At 44.1% G+C, this 23,329-nt stretch carries 21 protein-coding genes and 1 other RNA gene; all 22 read left to right on the top strand.

Going from position 1 to position 23,329, the window contains the following annotated elements; all coding sequences use genetic code 11:
• Positions 1-34 precede the first annotated feature (34 nt).
• Positions 35-1,324: a ribosome rescue GTPase HflX gene (hflX, locus tag C0J08_RS12595; RefSeq protein WP_212652301.1), complete on the top strand. Its 1,290-nt coding sequence runs from the start codon at positions 35-37 to the stop codon at positions 1,322-1,324.
• Between the two features lie 40 nt (positions 1,325-1,364).
• Positions 1,365-2,609 (top strand): FtsH protease activity modulator HflK, encoded by a 1,245-nt coding sequence (hflK, locus tag C0J08_RS12590; RefSeq protein WP_212652300.1) that lies wholly within the window; start codon positions 1,365-1,367, stop codon positions 2,607-2,609.
• Positions 2,609-3,490: a protease modulator HflC gene (gene hflC / locus C0J08_RS12585; RefSeq protein WP_212652299.1), complete on the top strand. Its 882-nt coding sequence runs from the start codon at positions 2,609-2,611 to the stop codon at positions 3,488-3,490. The genes hflK and hflC overlap by 1 nt, the downstream gene beginning before the upstream one ends.
• 115 nt (positions 3,491-3,605) lie before the next feature.
• The gene (locus tag C0J08_RS12580) at positions 3,606-3,803 is read left to right on the top strand and encodes a DUF2065 family protein (protein WP_012070317.1); all 198 of its coding nucleotides are present in this window, start codon (positions 3,606-3,608) and stop codon (positions 3,801-3,803) included.
• 12 nt (positions 3,804-3,815) lie between these two features.
• Complete coding sequence (locus C0J08_RS12575) at positions 3,816-4,994, top strand: ATP phosphoribosyltransferase regulatory subunit (RefSeq protein WP_212652298.1); 1,179 nt, start codon at positions 3,816-3,818, stop codon at positions 4,992-4,994.
• Between the two features lie 38 nt (positions 4,995-5,032).
• Positions 5,033-6,331 (top strand): adenylosuccinate synthase, encoded by a 1,299-nt coding sequence (locus C0J08_RS12570; RefSeq protein ID WP_212656304.1) that lies wholly within the window; start codon positions 5,033-5,035, stop codon positions 6,329-6,331.
• Between the two features lie 217 nt (positions 6,332-6,548).
• Positions 6,549-7,247 (top strand): response regulator transcription factor, encoded by a 699-nt coding sequence (locus C0J08_RS12565; protein ID WP_212652297.1) that lies wholly within the window; start codon positions 6,549-6,551, stop codon positions 7,245-7,247.
• Between the two features lie 6 nt (positions 7,248-7,253).
• Positions 7,254-8,561: a HAMP domain-containing sensor histidine kinase gene (locus C0J08_RS12560; protein WP_212652296.1), complete on the top strand. Its 1,308-nt coding sequence runs from the start codon at positions 7,254-7,256 to the stop codon at positions 8,559-8,561.
• Between the two features lie 63 nt (positions 8,562-8,624).
• Positions 8,625-8,973: RNase P RNA component class A (gene rnpB / locus C0J08_RS12555), an RNA gene on the top strand.
• A 339-nt stretch (positions 8,974-9,312) separates the two neighbouring features.
• Entirely contained in the window at positions 9,313-9,768 is a 456-nt protein-coding gene (mraZ, locus tag C0J08_RS12550) for a division/cell wall cluster transcriptional repressor MraZ (protein WP_212656303.1), read from the top strand.
• A complete protein-coding gene (rsmH, locus tag C0J08_RS12545) occupies positions 9,765-10,703 on the top strand; it encodes a 16S rRNA (cytosine(1402)-N(4))-methyltransferase RsmH (RefSeq protein WP_212652295.1) in 939 nt (312 codons plus the stop codon). Before mraZ ends, rsmH begins: the two co-directional genes overlap by 4 nt.
• Positions 10,696-10,974, top strand: a complete 279-nt coding sequence (gene ftsL, locus C0J08_RS12540; protein ID WP_212652294.1) for a cell division protein FtsL — start codon at positions 10,696-10,698, stop codon at positions 10,972-10,974. The genes rsmH and ftsL overlap by 8 nt, the downstream gene beginning before the upstream one ends.
• A complete protein-coding gene (locus C0J08_RS12535; RefSeq protein ID WP_212652293.1) occupies positions 10,971-12,734 on the top strand; it encodes a peptidoglycan D,D-transpeptidase FtsI family protein in 1,764 nt (587 codons plus the stop codon). The genes ftsL and C0J08_RS12535 overlap by 4 nt, the downstream gene beginning before the upstream one ends.
• Complete coding sequence (locus C0J08_RS12530; RefSeq protein ID WP_212652292.1) at positions 12,735-14,201, top strand: UDP-N-acetylmuramoyl-L-alanyl-D-glutamate--2,6-diaminopimelate ligase; 1,467 nt, start codon at positions 12,735-12,737, stop codon at positions 14,199-14,201. It abuts the gene before it with no gap.
• Entirely contained in the window at positions 14,191-15,537 is a 1,347-nt protein-coding gene (locus tag C0J08_RS12525; RefSeq protein WP_212652291.1) for a UDP-N-acetylmuramoyl-tripeptide--D-alanyl-D-alanine ligase, read from the top strand. Before C0J08_RS12530 ends, C0J08_RS12525 begins: the two co-directional genes overlap by 11 nt.
• A 14-nt stretch (positions 15,538-15,551) precedes the next feature.
• Complete coding sequence (mraY, locus tag C0J08_RS12520) at positions 15,552-16,634, top strand: phospho-N-acetylmuramoyl-pentapeptide-transferase (protein WP_212652290.1); 1,083 nt, start codon at positions 15,552-15,554, stop codon at positions 16,632-16,634.
• A 9-nt stretch (positions 16,635-16,643) separates the two neighbouring features.
• Positions 16,644-17,993: a UDP-N-acetylmuramoyl-L-alanine--D-glutamate ligase gene (gene murD, locus C0J08_RS12515; RefSeq protein ID WP_212652289.1), complete on the top strand. Its 1,350-nt coding sequence runs from the start codon at positions 16,644-16,646 to the stop codon at positions 17,991-17,993.
• Complete coding sequence (ftsW, locus tag C0J08_RS12510) at positions 17,990-19,183, top strand: putative lipid II flippase FtsW (protein WP_212652288.1); 1,194 nt, start codon at positions 17,990-17,992, stop codon at positions 19,181-19,183. Before murD ends, ftsW begins: the two co-directional genes overlap by 4 nt.
• A 13-nt stretch (positions 19,184-19,196) precedes the next feature.
• Positions 19,197-20,261, top strand: a complete 1,065-nt coding sequence (gene murG / locus C0J08_RS12505; RefSeq protein ID WP_212652287.1) for an undecaprenyldiphospho-muramoylpentapeptide beta-N-acetylglucosaminyltransferase — start codon at positions 19,197-19,199, stop codon at positions 20,259-20,261.
• Complete coding sequence (gene murC / locus C0J08_RS12500; RefSeq protein ID WP_212652286.1) at positions 20,258-21,679, top strand: UDP-N-acetylmuramate--L-alanine ligase; 1,422 nt, start codon at positions 20,258-20,260, stop codon at positions 21,677-21,679. The genes murG and murC overlap by 4 nt, the downstream gene beginning before the upstream one ends.
• Position 21,680: 1 nt before the next feature.
• Positions 21,681-22,634, top strand: coding sequence for a D-alanine--D-alanine ligase (locus tag C0J08_RS12495; RefSeq protein ID WP_212652285.1), 954 nt, complete (start codon positions 21,681-21,683; stop codon positions 22,632-22,634).
• A 3-nt stretch (positions 22,635-22,637) separates the two neighbouring features.
• Positions 22,638-23,318, top strand: a complete 681-nt coding sequence (locus tag C0J08_RS12490) for a cell division protein FtsQ/DivIB (protein WP_212652284.1) — start codon at positions 22,638-22,640, stop codon at positions 23,316-23,318.
• Positions 23,319-23,329: the final 11 nt, after the last annotated feature.

Raw genomic sequence — 23,329 nt, 5'->3', positions numbered from 1 at the left:
TTGTCTGATCTTAGGCAAGCAGAGGAATACTAGATTGTTTTTTGAACGTCCAGATAGTGGTGATATAGCTGTATTGGTTCATATAGATTTTCATGATCAAAATGAGTCTTATGGTCCAGAAGAGTTTGTTGAACTTGCTATTTCTGCCGGCGCCGATCCTGTGGCCGTTATCACAGGATCTCGTCAGCGCCCTGATGCTAGATACTTTATTGGTTCTGGTAAGCTAGCAGAAATTAAAGAAATTGTTGATCGCGAAGAAGCAGAGGTGGTTCTTTTCGATCATGCATTGTCTCCTTCCCAAGAGCGTAATTTAGAAGGTATTTTGAAGTGTCGAGTGCTTGATCGTACTGGGCTGATACTTGATATATTTGCTCAACGTGCACGTACCCATGAAGGTAAGTTGCAGGTTGAGTTGGCTCAACTCCAACATATGTCAACTCGTCTTATTCGTGGTTGGACGCACTTAGAGCGTCAGAAGGGCGGTATAGGTATGCGTGGGCCGGGTGAAACTCAGCTTGAAACAGACCGCCGGTTGCTTCGTGAGCGCATTAAATCCATTCAAAAAAGACTTGAAAAAGTTGGGTCTCAGCGTGATCAAAGTCGCCGTTCTCGTGGTCGTTCCTCTGTTCCGACAGTCTCCTTAGTTGGTTATACGAATGCGGGAAAATCGACATTATTTAATCGTGTCACTGGTTCTGAGGTTTATGCGGCAGATCAACTTTTTGCAACATTAGACCCGACATTAAGGCGATTGGATATTGAGCAGATAGGCTCTGTTGTTCTAGCTGATACAGTGGGCTTTATTCGCCAGTTGCCACACAGATTGATTAAAGCGTTTCAGGCGACACTTAAAGAGTCGTCTGAAGCGGATTTGTTGTTGCATGTGGTTGATGCAGCGGATATTTCTCGCGATGAGAATATGAAGCATGTTGATTCTGTATTGGAAGAAATAGGTGCTAATGAAGTGCCTACATTGACAGTGTTTAACAAAATAGATGCATTGCCAACGGCAGAACCTAGAATAGATAGGGATGCTGACGGGAACCCTTTGCGAGTTTGGTTGTCTGCTCGTGATGGTCAAGGTATTGATCTGTTAAAACAAGCTATTGCTGAGTTGCTTGCAGTAGATGTTTTGGATGAGACGCTTTATTTGTCAAGCAAGTATGGGCGTTTAAGGGCGATGTTGTTTGAGCATGGAGCGGTTAAATCGGAGCGCTTTGATGAAGCGGGTCGTTTTGTTTTGGATGTCAAACTGCCTAAAAAAGATTATTTACAGATTTTAGCTCGCGCTGGCATGTCTGAGGATCAGATAGAAGCCGCGTAAGTTACACAGGATTATCATTAAAATAAAGTGGAGATGTAGTATGGCCTGGAATGAACCGGGTAATAACGACAATGACCCATGGAATCCAGATAAAAACCGAAATAATGGTGCTGGACGCCCTGATGGAGATCGTGAGAAGGAGCCTGATAATGACCCTTGGGGTCGTAAGCCAGGCGGCAAGGATCAAGGTCCACCTGACTTGGATGAAGCTTTTCGTAAGTTGATGGATATGTTGGGAGTGAAAAAATCCCGCAAATCCGGCGGCTCTAATGGTGGTGGTTCTGGTATGTCAGGTAAATTCGGTGGTGGTCTGATTGCGATAATCTTGTTGGCTGTGCTTGCTTTGTGGGCAGCAACAGGTATTTATCAGGTAGACCAGCAGGAGAGAGGTGTTGTTCTACGTTTGGGCAAATATCATTCTACTGTAATGCCTGGTCTTCATTGGAATCCGCCGATGATTGACTCTGTGAGTAAAGTGAATGTGACGAAAGTACGTTCTCATGATCACAAGGCGTTAATGCTGACGGTTGATGATGCCATTGTTGAGGTTGGGGTTTCTGTCCAATATTCAGTTCAGAATCCGAAAGACTTTTTGCTTAATGTTCGTAATCCAGAAGAGTCTCTTGCTCAGGTGACGGAAAGTGCGCTTCGTCATGTGGTTGGTAGTTCTGAAATGGATCAGATTTTGACTGAGGGGCGTGAGTTATTGGCGACAGAGGTTAAATCACGTATCCAGGATTATAGTAACGCATATGGTACAGGGCTATTGATTTCAAAAGTTAACGTGGAAAATACTCAAGCACCAACACAAGTGCAGGAAGCGTTTGATGATGTTATCAAAGCGAAAGAGGATGAGTTGAGAGTGCGTAATGAGGCAGAGTCATATGCAAATGGCATCATCCCAGAAGCTCGTGGTCGTGCTCAGCGTATTAGAGAGGAAGCCGAAGCTTATCGATCTGAAATAGTGGCGCGGGCTAGTGGTCAAGCCGATCGTTTTGATCGTTTGTATCGTGAGTATACCAAGGCGCCAGATGTTACGCGTCGTCGTTTGTATATTGAAACGATGGAGTCGGTTTATAAAGATGCTAATAAAGTCGTTGTCGACACGAAAGGTGGAAACAACATGATGTATTTGCCTTTGGATCAAATGATGAAGCAGCGAGCTGAATCATCAAAAGGAACTGGTAGTGCAAGTTCTGCAAATATTGGAGCGTTGACTGATCAGGTTCTTGAAGAGCTTCGTAAGCGCCAAAGTACAACTATTCGTAGGGAGGGCAGAAACTAATGAAAGGTTTTTCTTTTGCGGTTTTATTTGTTGTTCTTCTTGGTATTTTAGTGGCTTCTCAAACGCTTTTTGTTGTTAAAGAAACTGAGCGTGCAGTTGTGCTTAAGTTTGGTGAAATTGTTCAGTCTGATGTTAAGCCTGGCATCCATTTTAAGCTGCCAATCATGAATGAGGTTAAGAAATTTGATGCTCGAATTTTAACCATGGATTCTCGTCCTCAGCGTTATTTGACGTTGGAAAAAAAGGCGGTTGTGGTTGATTCGTATGTTAAATGGAAAATTGATTCTGTTGCTAAATATTATCAAGCGACCTCTGGTGATGAGTTTGTTGCCAACCGCGTACTGTCTTCGCGTGTTGATACTGGGCTTCGAAATAAGTTTGGTGAGCGCACGATGCATGAAGTGGTTTCTGGAGAGCGTGACCAGTTAATGACGGAGTTACGTGATGACCTAAATAAGGTGGCTCAGAATGAGTTGGGTATTTCGATTGTGGATATCCGAGTTAAGCGAATTGACTTGCCGCCTGATGTTAGTGAGTCTGTTTATCAGCGTATGAGAACAGAGCGTGAGCGTGAAGCTCGTGAGCACAGATCGAAAGGTTTGGAGTTGGCGGAAGGTATTCGCGCGGATGCGGATCGTCAGCAAGTGGTTTTAGAGGCTGAAGCGCAACGTGATGCGGAAATGATTCGTGGTGACGGTGACGCAAAGGCGGCGGCTATTTACTCTAAAGTATACAAGCAAGATCCTGAGTTTTATGAGTTTTATCGTAGTCTTCAGGCGTATCGTGAAAGCTTTAAAGATAAGAATGACTTGTTTGTACTTGAGCCTGATGGCGAATTTTTCAAGTATCTGAATAGCTCTACTAGCACGGGTGCTAAATAGAGTGGATATTCGTCAATATTCATGCTTGAAGCCTATTTGTTAAAATAGGAAACATGTTACTATTACACAAACCGGGCTAGGCCCGGTTTTTTAATGGTCAAAATAAAGAGAATCTATGCAGGAATTGTTGCAGTCGCTGCTGGTTGGCGTCAGCCTTTTATTGATTGCCGAGGGTGTTTTACCGTTTCTCGCTCCAAATATCTGGCGAGAAATAATGGTAAAGGCTATCGCGAGTTCAGATTGGAATTTGCGGATTTTGGGTGCGGTTAGTATGTTTCTTGGATTAATGCTTCTTTTGCTGACCCGAAGCTAAGAGGATAATTTAATGACTTTAGCAGATCGCTGGTTGCTTCCAGAGGGCGTTGACGAGGCGTTGCCTGAACAGGCCGCTAAGATTGAGCATCTCCGGAGAACTCTGCTTAATCTCCATGAAAGTTGGGGATACCAATTAGTAATACCTCCTCTTTTAGAGTATTTGGATTCCCTTCTTACGGGTGCCGGTTCAGACTTAGAAATTGAAACTTTTAAAGTGATCGACCAATTATCAGGCCGACTTCTGGGTATTCGAGCTGATTTTACATCTCAAGTTGCTCGTATAGATGCTCATTGCCTTAAAGATGATGGTGTGCAACGTTTGAGTTATTGTGGCAGTGTGTTGAGAACCATGCCGGCTGGCTTAGATGGTACTCGCAGCCCTATTCAGTTGGGGGCAGAAATTTATGGTCATGGTGGCGTAGAAAGTGATGTTGAAGTGTTGTCTTTGATGTTAAAAACCTTATCTACTGCCGGTTTGCCTAATCTTGTTCTTGATCTCGGGCATGTTGACGTTGTAAGTGGTGTGCTTGCTGCTTGTGATTTGAGTGCGGATCAGCAAGGTAAATTAATTGAGCTTTACAAGGCAAAAGATTTGCCAGAGCTTGATCGCTATGTTGAGGGGCTCGACTGTCTACATGAGAAGCAAAAGCAATGGCTAGTTGGTTTGCCTCGCTTGTGTGGTGGTAAAGAGGTGTTAAAGCATGCGGCTGATTTACTAGGTACTGTAAGTAAGTCAATCCATGATGCGATTGTTTTATTACAGGAAGTGAGCGATTCAATTTGTCAGCGTTTTCCTAATGTTGGCCTGCATTTCGATCTCAGTGATTTGGTTTCTTACAGTTATCATACCGGTGTGGTTTTTGCTGCTTATGTTCCTGGTCATGGTAATGCGATTGCTCGAGGTGGGCGTTATAACAATATTGGGCAGGTATTCGGCCGGTCTCGCCCAGCTACAGGTTTTAGTACGGATGTGAAGGCTTTGGTTGCTTTGGCGGATATTGTGGTTTCAAAACCAAAGACTGTTCTGTCGCCAATTTGTGCTAGCGATGAGCTTTGGCAGAAAGTGAACGCCTTGCGTACTGAAGGATATCGTGTGGTAGAGGTCTTGGATGATGTTTGCCCTGAAAATGCAGATTTTAAGCTTGAATTTGTTGATGAAGCTTGGCAGTTGATGCCAGTTCAAAACTAGACTTTTCTTTAAGAACTATCTAAATGAGACCTGAAGTTATGGGTAAAAATGTTGTTATTCTAGGCACTCAATGGGGTGATGAGGGTAAAGGTAAGGTTGTAGACTTGCTTACTGAAGACGTTGCTGCTGTTGTGCGTTTTCAAGGTGGTCATAATGCAGGTCATACCTTGGTTATCGATGGCAAGAAAACAGTCTTGCACTTGATCCCTTCTGGCATTTTGCGCGAAGGCGTTCAATGTATTATTGGTAATGGTGTTGTGTTGTCTCCTGAGGCTTTGAAAAAAGAAGTGCAGGAGTTGTTGGAGCAAGGTGTTCCAGCGGTTGATCGTTTGAAAATTAGTGCCGCTTGTCCATTAATTCTTCCTTATCACATTGCCATTGATCAGGCTCGAGAGCTTGCTAAGGGTGAGAAAAAAATTGGTACTACAGGGCGCGGAATTGGCCCTGCATATGAAGACAAGGTTGCTCGCCGTGCTATTCGTGTAGGTGATTTGTTGGATTCGGAGCGCTTTGCCTCTAAGTTAAAAGAAGTGCTTGAGTACTATAACTTTGTTCTTACTCAATACCATAAAGTTGAGCCAATTTCTTTTGATGAAGTCTACGCTGCTGGTTTGGAAATGGCAGAGTTTCTTCGTCCAATGGTGGCTGACACTATCACTTTGTTGCATGACTTGCGCAAAGCGGGTGCGAACATCATGTTTGAAGGTGCTCAAGGGTCGTTGTTGGACGTTGATCACGGTACTTACCCCTATGTGACTTCATCAAACACAACGGCAGGTGGTGCGCCAGCTGGTACGGGTTTTGGTCCTTTGTATTTGGATTATGTGTTGGGTATTACAAAAGCCTACACGACGCGTGTCGGTTCAGGTCCTTTCCCTACAGAGTTGTTCGACGAAGATGGTGAGCGCTTGGGGCGTCGTGGTCATGAGTTTGGTGCGACTACGGGACGTTCTCGCCGCTGTGGTTGGTTTGACTCGGTTGCTTTACGTCATGCGGTTCAGATCAACTCTGTTTCAGGTATCTGTTTGACTAAGTTGGACGTTCTTGATGGCTCTTCTGTAATCAAAGTTTGTGTTTCTTATGCTGATGAGAATGGCAATCCTGTGGATGGTTCTTTGGTTGATAGTGAAGGTTATGAGCAAGCCAAGCCTGTTTATGTTGAATTGCCTGGCTGGTCTGAATCAACAGTAGGCGCTGAAAGTTTTGAGGCGCTTCCTAAAAATGCTCAAGATTATATTCGCTTTTTAGAAGAGCAGGTTGGAGTTCCCGTTGATATTATTTCAACAGGTCCAGATAGAAATGAAACTATTGTTATTCGTGACCCATTTAAAGGGTAAGTTTGTTCTATTTGCTAAATAATTTGTGATTTAGAAAAGGCCGCATTTTGCGGTCTTTTTTGTGTTTTATTGGTAGCTAAGTTCATCATATTAGTATTCTTTGTAAATAGATTGAAAAGAGGGGAAGGAGTTTGTAGGTCCCTAAGGTAATATTTACAATTGAATTTATGGCGATGTAACTGCCTGCTAAATAATGAAAAAATGAGAGGGAATATTTATGGTTAAGTTGTTGCTTGCTGATGATGATGCTCGTTTATCTGATCTAATTAAAGAATACTTTGACGGAGAGGGTTATCAGGTTGCTCATGCTTGGAATGGTCGTGAGGCACTTGACCTTATGTCTGAAGACATGCCAGATATTGTTATTCTTGATGTGATGATGCCCGAGCTAGATGGTTTTGAAACCTTGAAGCAGATTCGTAATAAAAGCGCTGTCCCCGTTATTATGCTTACAGCGAAAGGTGACGATATTGATCGAATTCTTGGCTTGGAGATGGGGGCTGATGATTATTTGTCGAAGCCGTTTAATCCTCGGGAGTTGCTTGCTCGTATTAAGGCTATTTTGCGTCGGGCGGGGCAAGAGCGTGAAGATGATCCAACGGCTGATATAGAACTTTCTGGTGTTTTATTGCGTCGTAAAGATCGCACTGTTTATTTGGAAGGTGAGTTGGTTGAGCTGACGACATCTGAATATACGTTGCTAGAGTGTATGTTGATGGCTCCAGGTCAAGTGCTTACTAAGCAAGAACTTTCTGAGAAAGCGTTAGGTCGTAAGTTAACCATGTATGACCGGAGTTTGGATATGCATATTAGTAATCTACGTAAGAAGATTGGTAATTTAGAGTGTGGCGATCCTAGGATTAAAACCGTACGCGGTGTTGGTTATATTTTTGTATCAAATGAGCAGGGTGCTTAGTCGTTTATGAAAAATACTTTTCTGCGTGTGTTTCTGGTGGTGTTACTGTCCAATATTGTTGTTGTGAGTATTGGTTTGGGGATGGTGCAATTTATACAGAAACGCAACCAGGTGTCGGCTGATTTATTGGGGGATGTTGGTGTTCAGTTGGTCGCTGGGTATGAAAAGTTTGGTATTACCTCTTTGCAAGAAGAAACAAAAAAAGCAGAAAAGCGTTTGTCAGGGACCATTTATCTTTACCAGGAAAATGGTCGTCCGCTTTTAAAGCCACTGCCTCGTAATTTTAGGGAGCAAAATGCACCGAGTGTTTCAACTAAGCCGGCGGCAGATTTTTTGCACAGTCAGTTTATTCAGGTAATTGGCGGGAATAATGTTCAATATCTGTTGATTTTTAAACCTAATCCAGAAATCGATTCTCTTGCCCCAGAGGTTGTGGTTGGTTTTTCATTGTTGGGTCTTTTGGTTTCTAGTGGTGTGTTGGCTTATTGGCTTTTAGGGCCTTTGCTAAAATTGCAGCGTGTCACTCGCTCTTTTGGGCGAGGTGATATGACAGCAAGGGTCGAGAATAAATTGACACGACGAAGTGATGCCGTCGGTAAATTGGCGCGTGAGTTCAATGAAATGGCGGTCAGGATAGATACCTTGCTTTCCTCTAAGGAGCGGTTAATGCGTGATGTGTCTCACGAGCTAAGAACGCCATTAGCAAGGATCGAGGTGGCTTTGACTATAGCGGAAGATAAGTATGCAATGGAGGTGCAAAAAGGCTATTTGTCGCGCATTCGTACGGAGCTTCATGAGCTTGATGAGTTGATAGGTCAGGTGCTTACTTTAAGTCGCTTAGAAGCTGCCTCGTTAATGAAACAAGAAATGGATCTTCAGGAGTGGTTGGGTGAGATTGTTGAGGATGTCAGTTTTGAAAGCCAATTGAAGGGGATTTCTGTAACTAAGACAGGTCGACTTCCCAAAACAATTCTAGGGGATCCTTTGCAGCTACGCCATGCTATTGAAAATGTGCTTCGTAATGCCTGTTTTTATGCAGGTGCTGGAGGTGTGATTGAGGTTGAGACGCAAGAAAAGGCCGGTACTGCTTTCATTTATGTTCGTGATAATGGCCCGGGTGTGTCAGATGATAAGTTAGAGAAAATTTTTCATGCTTTTTATCGTTCTTCAGAGGCGCGTGAGGCCAACAGTGGTGGCTTTGGGGTCGGGTTGACTATTTCTCAGCGTATTATTCGTGCCCATAAGGGGAAAATAACAGCGCGTAATCGTGAGTGTGGTGGCTTAGAAGTGTGCTTTGAGTTGCCTTTATCTTAAGTGTCTTTGTCTTTTTAGAAAATCACTTGTTATTGTTTCTATAGATAAGTACTATGCCCCTCGCAAGTTGGCCAGACAGTCGCCGCTCAATTTATTGAGGGGAGGAAAGTCCGGGCTTCGCAGGGTAAAGTGCCAGGTAACGCCTGGGGGGCGTGAGCCTACGGAAAGTGCAGCAGAAAATATACCGCCTAAGCAGTTTACTGCCGGTAAGGTTGAAATGGTGCGGTAAGAGCGCACCGCGCGACTGGCAACAGTTCGTGGCATGGTAAACCCCACTTGAAGCAAGACCAAATAGGAACTCTTTGGCGTGACCCGCGCTGAGTTCGGGTAGGTTGCTAAAGACGTGCAGTGATGTACGTATTAGATGAATGACTGTCCACGACAGAACCCGGCTTATCGGCCAGCTTGCACACTCTTTTCTTCATATAATCCCCGCTTGTTTATTTTCTAGTGCCAAAGGCATTTCTCTTGGTTTATTTTCTAGCGCCAAAGGCATTTCTCTTGGTGTGTTTTTGCTTTGTCAGCTTTCTCCTTTGTTTGTTCTTCTCACTTTTTGCAGGGCTCTCTGGATTTATTCACGGAAGTGGGATTGTTTTCAAGATTTTCTGTTTTAACTCGCCAATTCCACTCTTTTTTTACGTCTTTACAGAATCCTTGCATCTAATTGGGGCTATTTACTTCGTTTTTTTTTACTCTTTTTCATAAATAGTGTTAAATTGTGGGATAAAGTGTCGATAAGTGGGATATGGCAATGTTTCGTGGGATTCATCAGGTAAGCGTTGATGCTAAGGGGCGTATGTCTCTTCCGGCACGGTTACGCGATGATCTTTCGCAATATGATGACGATGGTGTGGTTGTCACTATTGATCCTGTATCTCGATGCTTGTTGCTCTATCCCTTGTCTGAGTGGGAATTGATTCAGCAGAAATTAGACAAGCTGCCAACCTTTCAGCCTCAAGCTAGGCGTTTGCAACGTCTTTTGGTGGGGCACGCGACTGATTTGGAGGTAGATAAAGCTGGGCGAATTTTATTGCCTGCGCCGCTGCGTGAATTTGCGCGCTTAGATAAAAAGTTAACGATTCTTGGCCAAGGTAAAAAACTAGAGATTTGGAGCCAAGAAGAGTGGGAAGCACAACGCGAAGATTATTTATCTCAAGATGCTCTTGAGGACTTACAAACTGAAACCATGATGGATATTTCTTTATGACAAAGACGATGGCAGAACACATAAGCGTCATGCTTAATGAGTCCGTCGATATGCTAGTAACTGATACCAATGGCCTGTATGTCGATGGGACCTTTGGCCGCGGTGGGCATACTCGTTTGGTTTTAGATCGATTAGATAAAGGTCGATTGCTTGGTTTTGATAAAGACCCTGTGGCAATTGGTCATGGCAAGGTGTTGGAGCAAGAGGATTCACGGTTCTCTATTGTTCAAGATAGTTTCGCCAACATGGCTGAGCATATTCATGATGTGTTTGGTGTTAATAAAGTGGATGGCGTGATGATGGATCTTGGGGTGTCATCTCCTCAGCTTGATGATGCTGAACGAGGTTTCAGCTTCATGAATGATGGTCCATTAGATATGCGCATGAACCCAGACAAAGGGCAAAGTGCAGCAGAATGGATTGCTACTGTCAGTGAAAAGGATATGGCGGATGTCATGTATCAGTATGGCGAAGAAAGATTCTCTCGCCGTATAGCAAAAGCCATTTGTGAATATCGCTCTCATACGCCGATTTTAACCACATTGCAGCTTTCTAAAATTGTTGCAGAAGCCAATCCAGCTTGGGAAAAAGGTAAGAACCCAGCAACTAGAGCGTTTCAGGGAATTCGAATTCATATCAATAATGAGCTTGGTGATTTGGAAGTTGGACTTGAAGCCGCTACAGAGGCCTTGAAGGTCGGTGGCCGATTGGCGGTTATTAGCTTCCATTCCTTAGAAGATCGAATCGTAAAACGTTTTATGAAGCTGAAAGCGAAAGGTCCTGAGTTACCAAGACATTTACCCATTCAGAATGCACACCTTGATATTAAGTTTAAAACAGTGGGGAAAGCAATTAAGCCTTCTCAATCTGAGGTGAGTGAAAACGTTCGTTCTCGCAGTGCGGTTTTGCGTGTTTTGGAGCGAGTCAGTGATTAGCGCTCGTTTTACGCCGCTTATTTTTGCAATAGGCGTTGTGTTGTTAGCAATAATTTCTATTGCTGTGGTTATTCAGGTTTACGATTTCAGGAAAGACTTCTCTTACCTTCAGGCTTTGAAACAAGACGAAGTGGATTATGAAGTGAAATGGGGGCAGTTGTTACTCGAGCAGAGTGCGCTGACTCAGCCTAGTCGCTTGGAACAAGCGGCTATTAAAGATTTAAACATGCATGCACCTTCCCAGGATGAATTGATAATAGTGAAACCATGAGTATTGATAATAGTGTTCACACCCCAGGAAAATGGCGCTTTAGGTTTGTCTACGGCGTTGCCTTACTGCTGTTCCTTGTGGCTGGCGGTCGTTTGTTTTATTTGACGGTCGTTGATAAGGATTTTCTACAAAACCAGGGTGAAATTCGTGCCGTGAGAACAGAAGCCATCCCAGCGACTCGAGGGATGATTTTGGATCGTCGTGGCGAGCCTTTGGCAGTAAGTACGCCAACTTGGACAATCATTGCCAATCCAAAAGCGTTGTGGAAAATGCCTAGAGATCCATCTTCTAATGTTGGTCCAGAGCAAGAAATTAAGCGATTGGCTGAAGCTATGGGGGTTGGTCGTGCTTGGTTGCAAGAGAAGTTTGAATCAAATAAAAATCGCTCTTTCATGTACTTGAGAAGACAAATTCCTCCTCATGAAGCTGATGCTATCATGGCGGCTCGCGTGGTTGGTGTTAGCAAGACAAGAGAGTACAAGCGTTTTTATCCTGCTGGAGAAGTGGCAGCTCATGTTGTTGGTTTTACCAATATTGATGATAAAGGTCAGGAAGGAATTGAGCTTGCCTATGATAAGGCGCTAGAAGGTCAGCCAGGGCGCCGTAGTTACGTGAAAGACCTTTCTGGCAATATTATTCGTGGTGTTGGCATAGAAAAAACAGAACACCCAGGTGAAAATATTGAGCTTAGTATTGATCTAAGATTGCAATACTTGGCTTACAGAGAATTAAAGGCGGCTGTAACAGAGCATCGGGCGACATCTGCGTCAGCGGTGATTTTAGATGTGAAAACAGGTGAAATTTTGGCAATGGTAAATCAGCCATCTTATAACCCGAATGATCGATCTAAATTAGAATACGAAGAGCTACGCAACCGTGCTGTTATTGATTTATTTGAACCTGGCTCAACAATGAAGCCATTTACTATTTCGGCGGCATTAATGTCGGGGCAATACTCAACCGAGAGTACAATCAATACGTCGCCAGGTTATTTAAGGTTTGGTCGTTTTACAATTCGAGATGCGGCTAATTATGGTGTAATTGATTTTGAAAAATTACTTATTAAATCAAGTAACGTGGGAGCATCCAAAATTGCTTTATCACTCCCTCAAGATGCTGTTTGGAATATAGACTATGAGTTGGGGATTGGTTCTCCTGTTGGGATTGGCTTTCCTGGAGAGGCTTCGGGTGTTCTTCCTTCCCATCCTAAGTGGCATCCGTCAGAAATTGCTACTTTATCCTATGGCTATGGTTTATCGGTGTCGACTTTGCAGCTGGCCCAAGCGTATATGACGTTAGCGAATGGTGGTTATCGGGTACCTGTTACTATTTTTAAGCAAGATGTACCGGCAGAGGGTAAGCAGGTTATTCCTCCTAAGATAGCGCATAGTGTTGTTAAAATGTTAGAAGCGGTTGTGCAGCGTGGTTCTGGTAAAGCCGCGAAAATTCCAGGTTATCGGGTTGCTGGTAAAACAGGGACAGTCCACAAGGTGGGGTCCAAAGGTTATGAATACGATCAATATATTGCAATGTTTGCAGGCGTGGCACCTGCATCTAACCCTCGACTAGCAATGGTTGTAATGGTTAACGACCCAAAAGGTCGAGAGTATTATGGTGGTGAGGTTGCTGCACCAGTGTTTTCTCGTGTGATGGAGGGGGCGCTTACGACTCTGAATATTTATCCAGATTTGCCTGAGGGGCTCAGGGAAGTTCGTTTGGAGCCTAAGAAAGTCCCTTATCAAGTTGTACAGGGTGGTTAGATGGGGCAATTAACACATGCTCAACTGCTTACTTTGGCGGATTGCTCTTTAGAGGGTAATCCGCATTCTGCTTTATATAGCCATGTAGAAACGGATAGCCGAAAAGTAGACCAAGATTCGGTATTTTTTGCTTTGCCAGGCGTTTCCTCAAATGGATGGGATTATTTAGATAAGGTGGTTGATTTAGGTTGCAAAGTAGCCGTTGTACCATCTCATCTAAATTTGCAGCGTGACGATATTGAGCTTATTGGTGTTGCTAACCCGGCTAAGTTGCTGGTTTCTTGCTTGCATAAGTTTTTTGGGCGTATGCCTAGGCAGATGGTGGCGGTAACAGGAACAAACGGGAAGTCTTCTATTTGTTTTTATGTGGCTCAACTGGCTAAATTTATTGGCTTTTCAAGTGGGTTGGTTGGCACATTTGGTATTGGCCCTTTGGACTCTTTGACTGAAGCTAAGCAGACAACACCGGACCTTTTGTCCTTACACCTAACTTTGATGGAAATGGCAAATCAAGGTGTGGATTTTGTGGCGTTCGAAGCCTCATCACATGCCCTTGATCAAGGTCGTATTGAAGGGGTGCCTTTTCAGACTGCGGTGTTTTCAAATCTTTCTCGCGATCATCTTGATTATCATGGTGATATGCAATCTTATGCCCAAGCAAAACGACGTTTGTTTGGTTTTGATACTTTGTCGCACTCCATATTTTGCTTGGATGACAGTTACGCTGCTTTTATGGCAGAAGGTGCTGGTCAATCAGAGTGTCTTTATTACAGTGAGCAAAATTCACAAGCTGATTTTTATGTGAAGCATCTATCGCTTGAACCAACTGGGAGTCAATTCGTTTTATGTCATCCCGAAGGTGAAACGCCTGTTTTTTTGCCGCTGTTAGGTCGTTTTAATATTCAAAACGCTTTGGCTGCGCTCGCTAGTTTATGGCACCAAGTGGAGGATAAGATCACGCTAATTAGTGGCTTGTCTACCTTGAGTGGGGCTCCTGGCCGTATGGATAAAGTTCAGTGGTCAAATGCGCCATTGGTTGTTGTTGATTTTGCACATACATCCGATGCGTTAGAAGTGGCCTTGCAAGCGGTGAAAGAGCATACAAGCGGTCGGTTGATTTGTGTTTTTGGCTGTGGTGGTGATAGAGATCGCGGTAAGCGCCCCCTCATGATGGCGGCGGCTATGAAGAATGCGGATTATGTTTGGGTGACGTCAGATAATCCTAGGACAGAGTCTGTTGAGCAAATTTTTTCGGATATTTTGGCTGAGACGGGTGATGAAGAACCATTTAGTTTTGAGCCTGATCGTCGAGTGGCTATACGAAAGGCTATTTTGTCGGCACAGGCTGGTGATGTGGTCGTAATTGCTGGAAAAGGACATGAGACTTATCAGGATGTTCAAGGTGTTAAGTCTCATTTTGATGATAAAGAAGAGGCCTTAAAGGCCTTGGAGGCTTATGTTAGTTAACCTCACTTTTGCAGATATTGCCAACGCTTGTGGTGGTGTGCTGGTTGGAGAAAACCGTCCGGTCGGTGCCATTGTAACAGACACGAGAAAGGTTGTGTCTGGCTGTGTGTTTGTCGCTTTAAAAGGTGAGCGTTTTGATGGTCATGATTACATTGGTCAGGCGATTCAAGAAGGTGCAGTCGGTGTGGTAGTCAATCGAGAGGTTAACGCTCCGAGTTATATCAAAGTGCCGGATACGACATTGGCTTATGGGGCTATCGCTCGCTTAATTCGAGATGCATTTAATGGTCCTGTTGTCTGTATTACAGGCAGTAATGGTAAAACAACTGTAAAAGATTGGTTGGCACAGTCTCTTGTAGAGAAAAATGTGTTAAAAACACGCGCCAATTTAAACAATCAGATTGGTGTCCCACAAACGCTTCTTGAGTTAGATGAATCTCATGATGTTGCGATAATAGAAGCGGGCACGAGTTTTACGGGTGAAATCCCCTTGCTTGTTCAGATTGCCTATCCCGATATAGTTATTCTAACGAATGCTAGTGGAAGTCATTTTGAAGGTTTGGGCGGGCTTGAAGGGATAGCAAAAGAAAAAGGCGCACTGGTTTCTGGTTCCTCTCCTGACGCTTCTATTATTCTTAATGCAGATGACACTTATTTTGATTATTGGTGCGGTCTAGCTGGAAATCGTCAAGTTTATTCTTTTGGTTTTACTGACTCGGCTGTTTTGTTTGCTTCAGACATCGAGCTAGGAGCAGAGTTGAGTAAAGCGGTATTTCATTATAATGGACAGGTTCAGTCGGTTGTCGTGGCGGGGGCAGGTAAGCATCAGATTGCGAATGGCATGGCGGTTGTTTTGGCTATGTTGATCTTGGGTGTCGATTTTAAACAGGCGACTGCCCGATTAGCTACTCCCGTGCATGTTTCGGGAAGATTAGAACGTCTTAAAACAAAAAATGGCGCGTTATTAATTAATGATTGTTACAATGCCAGCCCCAAATCCGTTGAGGCGGCAATTGATGTGTTGGCGATGCAATCTGTTGAGGATACTTGGCTGGTTTTAGGTGCTTTGGGGGAGTTGGGTGATCAGCAAGATCAGATTCATTACGAATTAGGTATATATGCTAAAAATAAAGGGATTTCGAGTTTGATTTGTGTTGGTCCCGTAGCGGGTATCGCAGGTGCTGCTTTTGAAGAGAAAGGCGGTAAGGCTATTTTTTGCAATACTCATAAAGAGGCGGCGGCGTTTGTTCGTTTGCTAGATAAAAAACACGCCATATTAGTGAAAGGCTCTCGCTCAGCTAAAATGGAAAATGTTATTGAAGCATTAATTAATTAGGATAATCCTTAGCAATGTTACTTCTGTTAACAACATATTTAAGTAAGTATCACACCTTTTTTTCGGTATTTAACTACCTTTCTCTGCGTGCAATTTTAGGCGTACTCACTGCATTATTTATTTCTCTATTAATAGGTAATAAGGTGATTGTTTTTTTGCAGCGTTTGCAGATAGGGCAGTCCGTCCGTGATGATGGGCCACAAACACATTTGGTGAAGGCTGGTACCCCAACAATGGGAGGGGCGCTGATTATTTTTTCGATTAGTGTTAGTACGCTTCTATGGGGAGATCTTAGTAACCAATATGTGTGGCTGGTTTTGTTGGTGATGCTCGCTTTTGGTTTGGTCGGTTGGGTTGATGATTATCGAAAAGTTGTTGAGAAAAACTCTCGTGGGCTACCAGGTCGTTGGAAATACTTTTGGCAGAGTGTGATTGGCTTAGCAGCGGCTTTTTACTTGTATTACACCGCGTCAACTCCTGTGGAAACGGCTTTAATAGTGCCTCTATTTAAAGATGTGGCTGTTCCGCTGGGGGCATTTTTTATTGTGCTGACCTATTTTGTCATTGTCGGAACAAGCAATGCGGTGAATTTGACTGATGGCCTAGATGGTTTGGCTATTTTGCCTACAGTATTAGTGGGCGGTGCGTTAGGTGTGTTTGCCTATCTAACGGGTAATGTTCGTTTTGCAGATTATTTATTAATTCCTTATGTCTATGGCTCTGGTGAGCTGTTGGTGTTCTGTGCTGCCCTTGCTGGTGCCGGTTTAGGTTTTCTATGGTTTAACACGTATCCTGCTCAAATTTTTATGGGCGATGTGGGCTCTTTGGCTTTGGGAGCGGCGCTAGGAACCATTGCCGTTATTGTTCGTCAAGAGTTGGTTTTGTTTATCATGGGCGGTGTTTTTGTAATGGAAACCGTGTCCGTCATATTGCAAGTGGCTTCTTATAAGTTAACTAAGCGAAGAATATTCAGAATGGCGCCGATCCACCATCACTTTGAGTTGAAGGGGTGGGCTGAACCGAAAGTGATTGTACGCTTTTGGATTATTACTGTTTGCCTTGTTTTGGTGGGTTTTGCCACGTTAAAAGTACGTTAGGAGTTCTGCATGTCGTTGATCGGGTCAGATCGGGTAAGAGCCGTTGTCGGCTTGGGTGCGACAGGCTTGTCTTGCGTACGTTTTTTAGCTAGCAAGGGAATTGAGTTTTATGTGGTGGACTCTCGTGAGAATCCACCAGGTCTAGAAGAAGCCAAGACGTTTTGTTCCGAAGACCGTATTTTTACCGGTGGTCTGGAGGCACTTGAAACGCTTGGCGTTACGGAGTTGTTCGTTAGTCCAGGAATTGCATTACGAACGCCCGTTTTAGCTCGGTTGGCTGAACGTGGTGTTGTTATGCGTGGCGATATTGACTTGTTCTGTGATTATGTCGATGCACCTTTCGTGGCAATAACGGGTTCTAATGCGAAAAGTACGGTTACGACCTTAGTGGCTATGCTACTGCAGGCTAGCGGTAAAAATGCTAAAGCCGGTGGAAACCTAGGTTTGCCTGCTTTGGATCTATTGGCGCCCAATACTGATTTTTATGTATTGGAATTATCAAGCTTTCAGCTTGAAACGACCCATGCACTTCAGGCCGATTTGGCCTGCCTTCTTAATGTCTCTGAAGATCATATGGATCGTTATAAAGATCTTTATGAATATCAACGTGCAAAACAGAAAGTCTATCGAGGTTGTAAAGCGGCAGTCTGCAATAAACAGGATATTTTAACTGCACCATTGCTGGCTGAAGGCGTTCCTGTTCGTGCCTTTACGACAAAAAGCCCTGATTTAAAAGAATATGGCATGCTCAAAGATGGTGATGGGGCTTGGTTATGTCGCGGTGTTGAACATTTATATCATACTTCTCAAATAGCCTTGAAGGGCTCACATAATTACGCCAATGTTCTGGCCGCTCTAGCTATGCTTGAGTTACTGGGCGTAGACGTTGTATCTGATGCTGTTGCACAGGTTTTGAAGGAGTTTGGCGGTTTGCCGCATCGCTGTGAAACGGTTCGAACTCGTAATGGTGTGACTTATATAAATGATTCAAAAGGGACTAATGTGGGGGCTACATTGGCTGCTCTTCAGGGATTAGGGTCTGTTGCCAAGAAAAATATTTTGCTGATTGCTGGCGGTGATGGGAAAGGTGCCGATTTTCAGGCACTCGCTAAGCCTGTTAAGGATTTTGTTCGCACCGTCTATTTGTTTGGTAAAGATGCTGAACGTATTGCTGAAGTATTGCCTGCTGATACAGAAATAAAACGTTTTGCAAGCTTGGATCAGATTGTAGCGAGCATTGGTCAAGATGGTTTGCAGGGTGATGTGGTGTTGTTTTCTCCTGCCTGCGCCAGCTTGGATATGTATAAAAACTACGAAATGCGTGGTACGCATTTTGCTAGCCTGGTAGCCGAATTATGACATGGTTGAAGATCTTTGATCGTGTGTCTATTCGTGAGTTTGCCCAAATTGATGCTATTTTCGTGGGTTCCGTTGTTGCCATTCTAGCGCTAGGCATGGTTATGGTGGCTAGTGCGTCTATTTCCATTTCCGAAAGTATTCATGGACACCCTTATTTCTTTATGGGGAGGCAGGGCTTATATCTAACCATTGGTTTGATATTTGGATGGGTGTTGTTGTCTCTGCCGACACATCAGTTGCAGAAGTGGGGAATATTGATGATGGGGCTGTCGTTGATTTTGCTTATTCTTGTGCTTATGCCGGGAATTGGTAAAAGCGTTAACGGAAGTCGTCGTTGGATTAATTTGGTGGTGTTTAACCTTCAGGCCTCCGAGGTCGCGAAGGTGTGTATGGTAGTTTATGTCTCTGGCTATCTGGTTCGACGTGCTGATCGAGTTCGCGAAGGCTGGGTTGGTTTCGTTCTTCCGCTTTGTCTTTGTAGTATTTTTCTTTTATTCCTTCTGTTTGAACCGGATTTCGGTGCATCCGTTGTGTTGCTTGGCACTGTCATGGTGTTGTTGTTTTTAGGCGGAGCTCCCTTGTATCAATTCCTGTTGTTGATGATTGGTGCGGTGTCCATGTTGGGGGTGGTGGCGATTTCTGAGAGTTATCGTCTTAAGCGCTTGATGAACTTTATTGACCCTTGGGCAGATCCTTTCAACGAAGGTTATCAGTTGAGTCAGGCATTGATTGCATATGGTCGCGGTGAGTGGTTTGGCTTGGGATTGGGCAATAGTGTGCAAAAGCTGTCTTATTTGCCGGAGGCTCATACTGATTTCGTGTTTTCAATATGGGTTGAAGAGACCGGAATGTTGGGTGGTTTGCTGCTGATTTTGTTGTTTGCTCTTATGGTTGCCCGGGCATTTAAAATTGGTCGACAGGCTATGACCTTGTCTCGACCGTTTTCGGCTTATATGTGTTTTGGTTTTTCTATCCTGATTTTGGCTCAAGTTATTATTAATATTGGTGTAAATACAGGCTTTCTACCAACGAAAGGTCTTACTTTGCCTTTGATCAGTTACGGTGGTAGTAGTTTGATCATAACATTGGGTAGTTTATTTGTTGTGGCGCGGGTTGATGTTGAGAATAAAAGGGTCGAGAAGGGTGATCACCCTGAGGCTACGAATGAAATGAAAGAGATTGTGAAATGAAAGAGATTGTGAAATGAAACGAGTCGTCATAATGGCTGGCGGTACGGGGGGGCATATCTATCCTGCATTGGCTTGCGCTCAGAATTTTAAGAATCAGGGTGTTGAGGTTCAGTGGCTAGGCTCTAAAGGCGGGATGGAAGAGTCTCTTGTGCCAAAGCATGACATTGTGTTGCATTCTCTGTCTATTAAAGGCGTAAGAGGTAAGGGGGCGCCAGGATTATTACTTGCTCCTTTTAGGATTCTGCATGCTATTGGTCAGGCGGTTGCTATTTTGCAAAAAGTTAAGCCTGATGTTGTTCTTGGTATGGGGGGGTTTGTTGCTGGACCGGGAGGTGTGGCGGCAAAGCTGTTAGGTATTCCATTGGTTGTGCATGAGCAGAATGCCGTTGCTGGCACGACTAATAAGTTGTTGTCTAAAGTGGCAAATTTAAGGCTTCAGGCCTTTGATGGTGCTCTTCCTAAGGCTGTCAGTGTGGGCAATCCCATTCGAAGTGATATTCTTGAACAACCCGCTCGCGTCTCTAGGAATGGCGTCGCGAGACCATTGAAATTGCTTGTAGTGGGTGGGAGTCTCGGTGCAAAAGCCATAAATGATGTTATGCCGCACGTTTTGGCTGCGTGGCCTTTTTCTCAGCGTTTGGATGTTTGGCATCAAACCGGCGTGCGAAATTATGATGAGGTTGCGACTTCCTATCATGAGGCAAAAGTGGAAGCTCGTGTCGAGCCCTACTTGGAGAACATGGATCAAGCCTACTATTGGGCTGACGTGGTGTTGTGTCGTGCTGGTGCTATGACGGTCAGTGAGTTGGCTATCGCTGGCTTGCCTTCTATTCTCGTTCCATACCCTCATGCAATCGATGATCATCAGACTGAAAATGCGCGCTACTTAGAAAAAGTGGGGGCCGCTTACTTATTGCCTCAGCCGCAATTAAGTTGTGAAAAAGTTATTTCTTTGCTGTCTGGTTTTATAGAAAGCGAAGAAACATTATTAGAAATGGGAGAGCAGGCAAAATTAGTCGCTCGTCCAAATGCGACACAAGATGTTGTTGCACATTGTTTAAGGTTAATTAAATCATGATTGATATTAAAGCTCAGTACGATATTCCTGCGATGCGTAGAATTCAAAATATCCACTTTATAGGTATTGGTGGTGTCGGGATGTGTGGCATTGCAGAGGTGTTGCATAATCAGGGGTATCAGGTGTCTGGTTCTGACCTTAAGTCATCATCGACTACTGAGCGTTTAGAAGAACTTGGTATCAAAATTTATATTGGCCATGTTGAAGAGAATGTTTATGAAGCCCATGTCATTGTGGTTTCTACGGCCGTAAACGAGCAAAATCCAGAGATTATTTGGGGTAAAGAGCATAGGGTTCCTATTGTTCGTCGAGCGGAAATGTTGGCCGAACTGATGCGCTACCGTCATGGTATTGCTGTGGCTGGAACGCATGGTAAAACGACCACAACCAGTTTGATGGCCTCTATATTGGCCGCTACGGGTGAGGCGCCAACCTTTGTTATTGGCGGCCGATTAACGAGTGCTGGGGCTAATGCACAATTAGGTAGTAGCTCTTATCTGGTTGCTGAAGCGGATGAGAGTGATGCGTCATTCCTGCATTTGCAGCCGCAAACAGTGATAATTACCAACATTGATGAAGACCATATGGATACTTATGGTGGTGATTTTGAGCGAGTGAAGCACACATTTGTTGAGTTTGTACACAACTTGCCTTTCTATGGTCTGGCTGTTCTGTGTGTCGACGATGAGAATGTGCGAGAGATTTTGCCTTCTTTAAGTCGCCCTGTTTTAACCTATGGTATTGATGAGCAAGCTGATTTTTACGCAACGGATATCGTGCAAACTGGCGGCTTCTGTGAGTTTTTGGCTCACCGACCAGAAGGTGAGCCTTTAAAGATTCGATTGCCAATGCCTGGCCGTCACAATGTACTTAATGCATTGGCGACTATTGCGGTTGCTACGGACTTAGGGGTTGCATCGACGGCTATTCAAGCTGGTTTGATGGGCTTCGAAGGTGTTGGGCGTCGTTTCCAAGAGCAGAAAGCTTTAGAGCTTGCTGATGGCTCAAGTGTGATGTTTGTAGATGATTACGGCCATCACCCAAGTGAGGTGTTGGCTACAATTAAGGCGATTCGTGCTGGTTGGCCAGAGAAGCGTTTGGTGATGGTGTATCAGCCGCATCGTTATACGCGTACTCGAGACTTATACGAAGATTTTGTGAGAGTGTTATCTCAGGTGGATGTTTTGCTTTTGTTGGATGTTTACTCAGCTGGCGAGTCTCCAATTAATGGTGCAGACAGTCGTTCCTTGTGTGGCAGTATTCGTCAGCGTGGTAATGTCGACCCAATACATGTTGGTGGCGAAGCGGATTTGCGTCCTATCCTAAGTAATGTTTTGCGTGAAGGTGATTTGTTGATTACGCAAGGGGCAGGCGATATCGGTATGGTTTCTAAAAATTTATCAGTGAGCGGAATTTAATATGTCAAAAGAACTCAAGGAATCTGTTATCGCTGTGATTTATGGTGGCCGCTCTGCTGAGCGTGAGGTTTCCATGCAAAGTGGGCCGTTAGTGGCTGAAGGTCTGCGTTCAAAAGGCTTCGAAGTAGTAGAGATTGATCTATATGGAGCGAATGCGGATTTAGACCCTATTGTGCAATTGCAATCAATTGAGTTTGATCTTGCCTTTATTGCTTTGCACGGTGGCGAAGGTGAAGATGGTCGAGTTCAGGCTTTACTGGAAATGCTTGGTAAACCTTACACCGGCAGCTCTCCTTTGGCTTGTGGCTTGGCGATGGACAAGGTTTTAACAAAGCGCTTTTGGAATGGTATTGGGATTCCTACGCCTGCTTATCTATCATTTGTTGGTGTGGCTGATGCGGAGGCAATTGAGCAGCAAATGTCTTATCCAGTGATAGTGAAGCCATCTCGTGAAGGTTCAACCATCGGCATTAATAAAGCGATGAACAGAGAGGAGTTGGATGCGGCTCTTTTAAAGGCGCTTGAGTATGACTCTGATATTTTGGTTGAAGAGTTTGTTGATGGTCCTGAATTTACGATTACTGTCATCGATGATGTGGCTTACCCGGTAATAGGTCTTAAGCCGGCTCCAGATCATAAGCTTTATGATTATGAGGCCAAATATATTGCGGATGATACTGAATATCTTTTGCCTTGTGGTTTGAGTGAGGATGATGAGAACGAGCTTCAGATGTTGGCCCTTGATGCCTACCGCTCCTTGGGATGTTCTGGTTGGGGGCGTGTCGACATAATGCGCGATCAGCATGGTGTGTTTTGGGTGTTAGAAGTAAACACGGCGCCTGGTATGACCTCCCATAGTTTAGTGCCGATGGCTGCTGAATATGTTGGAATTGATTATGCGTCACTGGTCGAAAGAATTGTGCAGAATGCTTGGAATAAAGTAGGGCGTAATTAATTTATGAGAATAGCGGCACTAGTCGGGGCAATTTTATTAATATTAGTTGCTACTTTTCAAGGAGAGCGGTCGCCTGAAACTTGGTTCACAATTAAAAAGATTGAGATTAAAGGGGATTTGAAGTACGTAACTCATGAGGAATTGCTGTCTGATTATTCCTCTTTGTTAGGTCAAAGTCTTTTTGGTATTTCTCTGTCAGAAGCTATGAAAGTGGTCTTGTCATCAGAATGGGTGGCAAGTGCAGAAATTCGTAAAGTATGGCCAAATACATTGCAGATTCTTGTTCATGAGTATACTCCTCTTGCATACTGGAGGGATGGGCAATTGATATCCACCTCTGCGGTTATTATTCGACCTAATAAAGTACCTGATTTGCCGCTTACTAAGTTATATGGTCCTGAAGATTCAAGTGATGTTGTCTTGGAGCAATTTGGTTTGGTCAGTCAGGTGTTAGCCCCTACTTCTCTGCGTGTTTCTGTTCTTACTCTTGAGCCAAGAGGGGCGTGGAGTATTCGATTTACCAATGGTATCAGTGTAAAGCTAGGTAGAGAGCAGATTTTAGAGCGTTTACAACGTTTTATAGCGGTGTATAAAAGTGATTTATCGGGTAGAATAGAGCAAATAGCATCGGTAGATGCTCGCTATCCTCATGGAGTAGCAGTTGGTTGGAAAAAAAATAAATGATTTTGGCCTGT

Origin of the sequence: Marinomonas sp. CT5, assembly GCF_018336975.1 — a bacterium.
Taxonomy (GTDB): Bacteria; Pseudomonadota; Gammaproteobacteria; order Pseudomonadales; family Marinomonadaceae; genus Marinomonas.
Note: the sequence above shows the minus strand (reverse complement) of the source record. Positions and strands in the feature narration are given on the sequence as shown.

Bases quoted from the DNA above. Each gene is read 5' to 3' on its own strand.
- hflK (WP_212652300.1), top strand. From the start codon at position 1,365: ATGGCCTGGAATGAACCGGGTAATAACGACAATGACCCATGGAATCCA.
- hflC (WP_212652299.1), top strand. From the start codon at position 2,609: ATGAAAGGTTTTTCTTTTGCGGTTTTATTTGTTGTTCTTCTTGGTATT.
- C0J08_RS12580 (WP_012070317.1), top strand. From the start codon at position 3,606: ATGCAGGAATTGTTGCAGTCGCTGCTGGTTGGCGTCAGCCTTTTATTG.
- C0J08_RS12575 (WP_212652298.1), top strand. From the start codon at position 3,816: ATGACTTTAGCAGATCGCTGGTTGCTTCCAGAGGGCGTTGACGAGGCG.
- C0J08_RS12570 (WP_212656304.1), top strand. From the start codon at position 5,033: ATGGGTAAAAATGTTGTTATTCTAGGCACTCAATGGGGTGATGAGGGT.
- C0J08_RS12565 (WP_212652297.1), top strand. From the start codon at position 6,549: ATGGTTAAGTTGTTGCTTGCTGATGATGATGCTCGTTTATCTGATCTA.
- C0J08_RS12560 (WP_212652296.1), top strand. From the start codon at position 7,254: ATGAAAAATACTTTTCTGCGTGTGTTTCTGGTGGTGTTACTGTCCAAT.
- mraZ (WP_212656303.1), top strand. From the start codon at position 9,313: ATGTTTCGTGGGATTCATCAGGTAAGCGTTGATGCTAAGGGGCGTATG.
- rsmH (WP_212652295.1), top strand. From the start codon at position 9,765: ATGACAAAGACGATGGCAGAACACATAAGCGTCATGCTTAATGAGTCC.
- C0J08_RS12535 (WP_212652293.1), top strand. From the start codon at position 10,971: ATGAGTATTGATAATAGTGTTCACACCCCAGGAAAATGGCGCTTTAGG.
- C0J08_RS12530 (WP_212652292.1), top strand. From the start codon at position 12,735: ATGGGGCAATTAACACATGCTCAACTGCTTACTTTGGCGGATTGCTCT.
- C0J08_RS12525 (WP_212652291.1), top strand. From the start codon at position 14,191: ATGTTAGTTAACCTCACTTTTGCAGATATTGCCAACGCTTGTGGTGGT.
- mraY (WP_212652290.1), top strand. From the start codon at position 15,552: ATGTTACTTCTGTTAACAACATATTTAAGTAAGTATCACACCTTTTTT.
- murD (WP_212652289.1), top strand. From the start codon at position 16,644: ATGTCGTTGATCGGGTCAGATCGGGTAAGAGCCGTTGTCGGCTTGGGT.
- ftsW (WP_212652288.1), top strand. From the start codon at position 17,990: ATGACATGGTTGAAGATCTTTGATCGTGTGTCTATTCGTGAGTTTGCC.
- murG (WP_212652287.1), top strand. From the start codon at position 19,197: ATGAAACGAGTCGTCATAATGGCTGGCGGTACGGGGGGGCATATCTAT.
- murC (WP_212652286.1), top strand. From the start codon at position 20,258: ATGATTGATATTAAAGCTCAGTACGATATTCCTGCGATGCGTAGAATT.
- C0J08_RS12495 (WP_212652285.1), top strand. From the start codon at position 21,681: ATGTCAAAAGAACTCAAGGAATCTGTTATCGCTGTGATTTATGGTGGC.
- C0J08_RS12490 (WP_212652284.1), top strand. From the start codon at position 22,638: ATGAGAATAGCGGCACTAGTCGGGGCAATTTTATTAATATTAGTTGCT.